The following is an 8804-nucleotide window of genomic DNA, read 5'->3' on the forward strand; positions in this document are numbered from 1 at the left end:
CGCGGGACCGACGCGGAGTTCGACAGACAGTGAGAGAGACGGGGTCATGACCATCACCGAGACGAGCACGGCGACCGGCGCCGCACCGGCCCGCCAGATCGTGCCGCCCGAGGAGCTGTACGCCCAGGAGCTGGCGTTCCTCGCCGCCCACGACGAAGGCCCGCGGCCGCCCGGCTGGGCGCTGACGCCCCGCGCGGTCGTCACCTTCGCCATGGGCAGCGACCAGCCGCTGAGCCTGCCCGAGGGCGCCGCCGCGCCCGAGGGGACGCCCCGGCGCATGACGATCCGCCGCAAGTTCGTCGGCGAACGGGCGCTCGTGGAGCGGTGCGTGGTGACCCTCGCGGGCGAGCGCGGGCTGCTGCTCGTCGGCGAGCCCGGTACCGCCAAGTCGATGCTGTCCGAACTGCTCGCCGCCGCCGTCAGCGGCACCAGCGCCCTCACCGTCCAGGGCACCGCCGGCACCACCGAGGACCAGCTCAAGTACGGCTGGAACTACGCGCTGCTGCTCGCGCAGGGCCCCAGCCCGAAGGCGCTCGTGCCCTCGCCCGTCCTCACCGCGATGCGCCGCGGCGCCGTCGCCCGGGTCGAGGAGGTCACGCGCTGCCTGCCCGAGGTGCAGGACGCGCTGATCTCGCTGCTCTCCGAGCGCCGCGTCGCCGTGCCCGAGCTCGCCGGCACCGAGGACGCCCAGGCGCACGCGGCCCCCGGGTTCAACGTCATCGCGACGGCCAACCTCCGCGACAAGGGCGTCTCCGAGATGTCCGCCGCCCTCAAGCGCCGGTTCAACTTCGAGACCGTCGGCCCCATCGGCGATTTCGAGGCCGAACTGGACCTCGTGCGCAGCCAGTCCAGGGCCGCCGTGGAGCGCTCCGGCGCCGAGTACCGGCTCGACGACACGGTCCTAGACATCCTCGTGACCGCCTTCCGTGAGCTGCGCAGCGGCCGCTCGGCCGAGGGCTGGGAGATCGAGCGGCCCTCCACCGTCATGAGCACCGCCGAGGCCGTGTCCGTGGCCACCGCCCTGGGTCTCGCCACGGCCTACTTCCCCGGCGACCGGGACCCCCTCGCGCTGCTGCCCGGCCACCTCACGGGCGTCGTGCGCAAGGACGACCCGGCGGACGCGGCCCGGCTGCTCGGCTACTGGGACGGGGCCGTGCGCCGCCGCGCCGAGGAGGGCTCCGCCACCTGGCGCACCCTGTGGGACCTGCGACCGGTGCTGGAGGGCTGACCCGCATGACCACCCCGCCGCCGCTGCCGCAGGCCCCGGACGAGGCCGTCGCGGCGCTCACCGCGCCCGACGGCCCGTACCTGATCGGCGTACGGCACCACGCGCCGTCGCTCGCCGCCGCCGTGCCCCGGCTGCTCGACGCGGCGCGGCCCGACGTGCTGCTCGTCGAACTGCCCGCGGAGACCCAGGACTTCCTGGGCTGGCTGGCCGACGAGGAGACCGTCGCGCCCGTCGCTCTCGCGGCGGTCCCGGATCCGGAGCCCGGGGCGGACGCGGCGGCGGACCGGCGGGGCCCGGCGTTCTACCCCTTCGCCGACTTCTCGCCCGAACTGGCGGCGCTGCGCTGGGCCCGGGACGCGGGCGTGCCCGTGCTCGCCTGCGACCTGCCGCTCGCCGACCGCGCCTGGCGCGAGCCCCGGCAGCACGGCCCGGCCGCCTCGGGCCCGGGTCTCCGGCACGCCCTGCGCGACCGTCTCACCGGCCGCGAGGGCGACGACCTGTGGGACCGCCTCGTCGAGGCCCCCGCCCCCGGTGCCACCCCCGAGGAACTGCGCCGCGCCGCCCTGCTCACCGGCTGGGCCCTGCGCCGCGACGCGGCGGACGGCCCCGGCATCGACCCGCTCGACCTCGCCCGCGAGTCCTGGATGCGGGACCGCCTGCGCGAGGCGAGCCGGGACGGGCGCCGGGCGGCGGCGGTGATCGGCTCGTTCCACGCGGCCGCCCTGACCGGGGCGGCCCTGAGCGCCGACTCCCTGACCGAGGAGCCCCCGAGCACGCAGCCTCAGGCTCCCGGACACCCGCCCGCCGCCGGCCCCGGCAGCACCGTCAGCCTCATCCCGTACACGTATCCGCTGCTCGACGCCCGGTCCGGCTACCCGGCCGGCATCCGGGACCCCGAATGGCAGCACCGGGTGCTGGACGCGGCCGGGGACCCCGACGCGCTGCGTGAAGCCGTGCTGCGGGCCGCCGTCGCCGTCAGCGCGGACCTCCGCGCCCAGGGGCACCCGAGCGGTCCGGCCGACGCCCGCGAGGTGGCCCGGGTCGCCGGGGACCTCGCCGCGCTGCGCGGGCTGCGCGCCCCCGGCCGCGGTGAACTCGTCGAGGCGCTCCAGACGGTGCTCGCCCAGGGCGAACCCCTCGGGCGGGGCCGCGCCGTGGCCCGCGCCATGGAGCGCGTGCTGGTCGGCGAGCGCACCGGCCGGCCCACACCCGCCGCACCCCGCGGCGGACTCGGACCCGCCGTCGAGCGGGAGGCGGCCGAACTGGGACTGCCCGGCCCGGCCGAGCCCGGCAAGGAGCGCGACCTGCGGCTCGACCCGCTGCGCACCCCGCGCGACCGGCGCCGCGAGATCCTGTTCCGGCGCCTGACCGTCTGCGGAGTGCCGTACGCGGACGAGCAGGGGGTCACCGGCGCGGGCGGGGCCGACGCGCTCACCACCCGGTGGACCGTGACCTGGACCCCGGCGACCGCCGCCGTCCTGACGACCGCGAGCGTGCGCGGCGTGACCCCGGCCCAGGCGGCGCAGGGCGTCCTGCGCGCCCGGGCCCGTGCCGCCCGCGACGAGGGCGGGCCCACCCCCGCCCAGGCCCTCGCCGCGCTCGTGGCCGCCGCCGAGTGCGCGCTGCCCGAGCTCGCGGAGGAGGCACTCGAGGAGCTGTCCCGGGCGCTCCCGGCCGCCGGTTCGCCGGCCGAGCTCCTCACGGGGCTCGCCCTCGTGGACCGGCTCGCCGCCGGGCACGTCGCCGGGTTCACGCCCGACGGCGACCGGCCCGCCCGGCTCGCCGCGGCGTCCGAGGTGCTGAGCGCCGCCGCGGTGCGCGCCGTCGAGGGCATCACCGGCTCCGAGGACCCCGAGGACGCCCGCGCCCTGGTCGAACTGGCGCGCCGCGCCGACGCGCTGGGGTCCCTGCGGCTTACCGACGCGCTGGCCGCGCTCGCCGCCGACGGCACCCCGCTCATGGCCGCCGCCGCGGCGGCCGTACGGGTCCTGCTGGGCCATGCGCCGGCCCCGGAGCTCGGCGCCCGCGTCGCATCCTGGGTCGACGCCGCCTCCGGCTCCGCCGCGCGCGCCGCCCTGACCGCCCGTCTGACCGGCCTGTGCACCGCCGCCGGCGCCCTCCTGGAGACCGCGCCGGACGCGCTGGACCCGCTGCTCGACCGGGTGACGGAGCTGACCGACCGGGCGTTCCTCGACCGGCTCCCCGCCCTGCGCGGCGGCTTCGACACCCTGTCACCGGCCGCGCGCGAGCGCCTCCTGGAGACGGTCGAGACCCGCATCGGCACGGCCGTCGGTGATCTGACGGTCGACCCGGCGACCCAGGCGGTCTGGACGCGGGCGGACCTGGCGGCGGCGCAGGCCGTGGCCGCACTGGATCTGGGCGTGCCGCTGACCCCCGTACCGCAGGAGATCGCCGCACCGCACCCCACCGGCCCCGTGCCCCCCGCAGGCGGAGCCGGAGGGAGCATCACTCCGGCCGAGCGCTGGCGGCTCGTGCTCGGGCGGCGTGCCGACGAACTGCCGTCCCGCACCGCCCCGTTGGCCACCGCGCTCGACGAGCTGTACGGGGCCGGCCGCGGCGAGGGCTCCCGCGGCGGGCTGCGGGCGCGCGGCGGCGGACGCGAGGCTCCCTACCCCGGAGTGCGGGAATGGGCCGAGGAGCTCACCGCGCTGTTCGGCCCCGGTGTACGTGAAGAAGTCCTGGCCGCCGCCGCGGCGGCGGGCCGCACCGACGCCGTCGAAGCGCTCGACCCGGACGCGGCGCGCCCCTCCGTCGAACTGCTGCGCACCGTCCTGCAGCACGCGGGCGGCCTGCCCGAGTCCCGGGTCGCCGCACTGCGCCCGCTCGTCCGCCGCCTCGTGGACGAACTGACCCGCGCCCTCGCCACCCGCCTGCGCCCCGCGCTCACGGGCGCCGCCACGGCCCGCCCCACCCGGCGCCCCGGCGGCGGCCTCGACCTGGCCCGCACGCTGCGCGCCAACCTCGCGACGGCGCGTCGCACGGACGACGGGCGGATCGTCGTCGTGCCCGAGCACCCGGTCTTCCACGGGCGGGCGCGGCGCTCCGCCGACTGGCGGCTGATCATCGTCACGGACGTCTCCGGCTCGATGGAGGCCTCCACGATCTGGGCGGCGCTGACCGCGTCCGTGCTCGCGGGCGTGCCGGCCCTGTCCACGCACTTCCTGGCGTTCTCGACCGAGGTCATCGACCTGACCGAGCACGTCAGCGATCCGCTGTCGCTGCTCCTGGAGACACGGGTCGGCGGCGGTACGCACATCGCGGCCGGCCTGCGCCACGCGCGCCGCCTGGTCACCGCGCCGTCCCGCACGCTCGTCGTGGTCATCAGCGACTTCGAGGAGGGCTACCCGGTGGGCGGCCTCCTCGGCGAGGTCCGCGAACTCGTCGGCGCGGGCTGCCATGTGCTCGGCTGCGCCAGCCTCGACGACGCCAGCCGGCCGCGCTACTCGCCGGGCACGGCCGGCCAACTCGTGGCGGCGGGTATGCCCGTGGCCGCCCTGAGCCCGTTGGAACTCGCCCGCTGGGTGGGGGAGAGGATCCGATGACCACCGCTGGACTGCCGCCGGTGCTGCCCGACGTCACCGCCGAGATCGTCGAGGCGCTGCCCCCCCGGCTCGCCAAGCGGCTGGACGCCGCCGCGGCCAAGCTCGCGGCCCGCCCGCACACCGTCGACCCGGCGTCGGGCGTCCACCGGATCGCCGTGGACGAGGAGTCGAACGTCGAACTCCGCCCGAGGGACGGCATCGTGACCACCCCGGACGCGATCCACTGCGACTGCCTCCTGTCCCCGGCCTGCGTCCACCGCGCGGCGGCGGCGACCCTGGCACCGGTGGCGGTCGACGCCGTCCAGGACATGAGCGCGGAGCCGGAGCCGGAGCAGAAGCCAGAGCCACGGTCGGAGCCGGGGCCAGGCGCGGAGCGGGATTCCGGTGAGGCAACGACGGGACTCCCCGCCGGCCCCGAGCCGAGCCCCTCGGAGCAGCCGAGCACCCCGGCACACGAGACCACCGAGCACACCGCCGCCGCCCGTGCCCTCTGGGCCGCCGCCGCCCGGCTCCTCGACGCCGGGGTCGACGGCGCCGGAGCCGTCGCCCAGGCCGGACTGCTACGCGCCGCGCACATCGCCAAGGTCGCGGGCCTGCACCGCCCCGCGGCCGCCGCGATCCGCGTCGTGAACGGCGTACGCGCGGCCCGCGGCGCCGACCCCGCCCACCGCACCGCCGAACTGGCGGACGCGCTCACCGAGTTGCTCGGCATCGCCCACGCCCTGGGCACGTCCGGCACGGACCCCGCCGCGACGGCCGCCCTGCGCGGCACGGCCCGCCGCAGCTACGCCCAGGCCGGATCGCTGCGCCTGTACGGCCTGTTCACCGAGCCCGTCCTGACCGCGACCGGACACGCGGGCTGCGTCACCTGGACCGCCGACGCCGACGGCACCCTGTACCAGGTCCCGGACATCGCCCCGGGCGGGGCGAACCGGGCGCGGGGCGTCGCCGACCGTGCCGTCCGCCTCGGCGACACCGCCCTGACCCACCGCGAGCTGTCCGCGGCCGGCCTCGTGGTCTCCGGCGCCACGGTCGCCGAGGACGGCCGCCTCGGCGCGGGCAAGGCGGTCCAGGCGGTCCGGGCCAAGGGCGCCGACTGGACCGAACCTCCGCTGGACGCTCTGTGGTCCGTACCCCTGGCCGACCAGGCGGCGCGGGCGCGCCGTTCGCCGGACGGGCTGCTGTTCCTGGACGCCACCCTCGGCGGCGTCCTCCGCGAGCGGGACGGCGAGAGCCTGGTGGCCCACTGCCAGGGCGTCACCGTCCGGCTCGCCGTCGCCCACGACGACCCGGGACTCGCCCACCGGGAGAACCTCACCCTGCTCGCCTCGGCCCCCGGCACCCGCGTCCGCCTCATCGCCCGGCTCGTCCCCTCCACTCCGGCCCGCGTGATGCCCCTCGCGGTGCGCCTGCCGTCCGGTGCCCGGCACGACCTCGGCCTGGACCGGCTGACCCGCGCCGACCTCCCCGTACCGACCGTCACCGGTGGCGAGGCCTCGCCCGGACCCCTGCCCGGCACGCCCCCGCCGCCCGTCCACCCCCTGCGCCGCCGCGTCGAGCAGTCCCTCGTCGCCGGACGCCGCGCCCTCACCCTCGCCCGGCCCGACGAGGCCCCCGCCCTGCGCCGGGCGGGCCTGCCCACGGCCGCGGTGCTCCTGGAGGCGCTGCTCCGCGCGGCCGCCGACCGGGGCCGGGACCCGTTCGGCCGCCTGGCCCCCGCAGACCTCGACGCGTTCGCCCGCACCTGGCTGGCGTGCGCCCGCTACACCCAGGAGGTCACCGAGGCCTTGGGCACGGAGGCCTGGAAGGCGTAACCCCACACTTCGCAAAAGCCCTATGAGGCCTCTGAGGGCCATGGGCTCCGTACGGCACGCGCTGTGAGACGTCATCCTTCCGGATGAGACATCGGTGTCTCATTCAAGCTATGCTCGTCTCATGGCTGTCGACCGATCCCAGACGCTGCACGCCGCAGCGGCCCTCCTCACCCGCAAGTCCACCGCCACGATGGACGAGGTGGCGAAGGCCGCCGGCATCAGCCGCGCCACGCTGCACCGCCACTTCGCGGGCCGTGACGCGCTCGTGCGCGCGCTGGAGGAGCTGGGCATCCAGGAGTGCGAGGCGGCCCTCGACCGGGCGGCCCTCGACTCCGGCCCGGCCGAGGACGCGCTGCGCCGGCTCGTCCGCGAGCTCGAGGCGGCCGCCCCGCTGCTGGCCTTCCTGAACACGGAGAGCCAGCTGTTCGAGGGCGAGGAGCAGCACGCCGGCTGGGCCCGGATGGACGCCCGCATGGCCGCGCTGTTCCGGCGCGGCCAGGAATCCGGCGAGTTCCGGATCGATCTGACCCCCGCCTGGCTGTGCGAGGCGCTCTACGGCCTCGTCGCCAGCGCGGCCTGGGCCGTACAGGACGGCCGCGTCGCGGCCAAGGACTTCTCATACATGATCGCCGAGCTGCTGCTCGGCGGCGCACGACGGAGCGTGGAACCATGACCAGCACCCACCAGCGACCCCAGGTACCGGAGGTGGTGGCGCGCCCCGGCCGGTGGCTCGCCCTCTCCGTGCTCGTGCTGGCCGTGCTGCTCGTCGCCGTGGACGCGACCGTCCTCGGCCTCGCGACCCCCTACATCAGCGAGGACCTGGAGCCCTCCGGCACGCAGCTGCTGTGGATCGGCGACGTGTACTCGTTCGTCATCGCCGGACTCCTCGTCTCCATGGGCAGCCTCGGCGACCGCATCGGCCGCAAGAAGCTGCTGCTCACGGGCGCCGTGGCGTTCGGCGCGGTCTCGGTGCTCAACGCGTACGCGACGACGCCGGAGCTGATGATCCTGGCGCGCGCCCTGCTCGGCGTCGCCGGTGCCACCCTGATGCCCTCGACCCTGGCGCTGATCCGGAACATCTTCCACGACCCGCGCGAGCGTTCCCTCGCCGTCGGCATCTGGGGCGCCATGGCCTCGGCCGGCGCGGCTGTGGGCCCGGTCGTCGGCGGCTTCCTGCTCGAGCACTTCTGGTGGGGCTCGGTGTTCCTCATCAACCTGCCCGTCATGGCGGTGCTGGTGGTGATCGGCGCCAAGCTGATCCCCGAGTCGAAGAACCCGGTCCCCGGCCCGTGGGACCTGCCCAGCGTCGGCCTGTCGCTCGTCGGCATGATCGGTGTCGTCTACGCGGTCAAGGAGGCGGCGGCGCACGGTCTCACCTGGGACGTCGCCCTGTCCGCGCTCATCGGCCTGGGTGCCCTCGCCGGGTTCGTGCGGCGCCAGCTCACCCTGGAGTCGCCGCTGCTCGACATGCGCCTGTTCCGCAACCGGGGCTTCTCCGGCGCGGTCCTCGCCGACCTGCTGACCATCCTCGGCCTGTCCGGCCTGGTGTTCTTCCTGTCCCAGTTCCTCCAACTGGTCCAGGGCCGCAGGCCCTTCGAGGCCGGTCTCGCCGAACTGCCCGCCGCGATCGGCGCGGTCGTCGCCGGACTCGTCGCCGGCGCCGTCGCACGCCGCTTCTCGGTGCGCGTCGTCGTCGCGGGCGGACTCGCCGCGGTCGGCCTGTCCCTGGCCGTCCTCACGGGCCTGAGCCAGGACACGGGCTACCCGCTGCTCGGCACGGTGCTCCTGGTCGTCGGCGTCGGCGCCGGCTTCTCGTTCACCGTGACGGCCGACGTCATCCTCTCCAGCGTCCCCAAGGAACAGGCGGGCGCGGCCTCCGCGGTCTCGGAGACGGCGTACGAACTGGGCGCGGCGCTCGGCATCGCCCTGCTCGGCTCGATCGTCACCGGCGTCTACGCGGGCTTCACGGCCCCCGCCGGCACCCCGGCCGAGGTCGCCGACGCGGCCCACGCCTCGCTCGGCGGCGCCGTCGAGTCCGCGGCCGCGCTGCCGCCGGCGCAGGCCCACGAGCTGCTCGGCTCGGCGCAGGGCGCCTTCGTCGACGGGCTCCAGGTGGCCGCGGGCATCGGAGCCGCGGTGCTGCTCGCGACCTCGGTCGCGGCCTGGTTCCTGCTGCGCGGCCAGCAGTTGGAGAAGTGA

General features: G+C 76.8%; 5 protein-coding genes. All 5 read left to right on the plus strand.

Going from position 1 to position 8804, the window contains the following annotated elements:
* The first annotated feature begins 46 nt into the window (after positions 1–46).
* On the plus strand, positions 47–1228 hold the full coding sequence (locus ACFW9D_RS21780) for an AAA family ATPase (protein ID WP_384623965.1): 1182 nt from the start codon (positions 47–49) through the stop codon (positions 1226–1228).
* Between the two features lie 5 nt (positions 1229–1233).
* Positions 1234–4791: a DUF5682 family protein gene (locus ACFW9D_RS21785; RefSeq protein ID WP_384623967.1), complete on the plus strand. Its 3558-nt coding sequence runs from the start codon at positions 1234–1236 to the stop codon at positions 4789–4791.
* On the plus strand, positions 4788–6605 hold the full coding sequence (locus tag ACFW9D_RS21790) for a hypothetical protein (RefSeq protein WP_384623969.1): 1818 nt from the start codon (positions 4788–4790) through the stop codon (positions 6603–6605). The genes ACFW9D_RS21785 and ACFW9D_RS21790 overlap by 4 nt, the downstream gene beginning before the upstream one ends.
* A gap of 121 nt (positions 6606–6726) precedes the next feature.
* Positions 6727–7278, plus strand: coding sequence for a TetR/AcrR family transcriptional regulator (locus ACFW9D_RS21795; protein WP_384623971.1), 552 nt, complete (start codon positions 6727–6729; stop codon positions 7276–7278).
* Entirely contained in the window at positions 7275–8804 is a 1530-nt protein-coding gene (locus ACFW9D_RS21800; RefSeq protein ID WP_188339958.1) for an MFS transporter, read from the plus strand. Before ACFW9D_RS21795 ends, ACFW9D_RS21800 begins: the two co-directional genes overlap by 4 nt.

This window comes from Streptomyces sp. NPDC059524 (assembly GCF_042749255.1).
Lineage (GTDB): Bacteria > Actinomycetota > Actinomycetes > Streptomycetales > Streptomycetaceae > Streptomyces > Streptomyces xanthii.

Coding starts and splice junctions, on each gene's coding strand:
- ACFW9D_RS21780 (WP_384623965.1), top strand. CDS start 47: ATGACCATCACCGAGACGAGCACGGCGACCGGCGCCGCACCGGCCCGC.
- ACFW9D_RS21785 (WP_384623967.1), top strand. CDS start 1,234: ATGACCACCCCGCCGCCGCTGCCGCAGGCCCCGGACGAGGCCGTCGCG.
- ACFW9D_RS21790 (WP_384623969.1), top strand. CDS start 4,788: ATGACCACCGCTGGACTGCCGCCGGTGCTGCCCGACGTCACCGCCGAG.
- ACFW9D_RS21795 (WP_384623971.1), top strand. CDS start 6,727: ATGGCTGTCGACCGATCCCAGACGCTGCACGCCGCAGCGGCCCTCCTC.
- ACFW9D_RS21800 (WP_188339958.1), top strand. CDS start 7,275: ATGACCAGCACCCACCAGCGACCCCAGGTACCGGAGGTGGTGGCGCGC.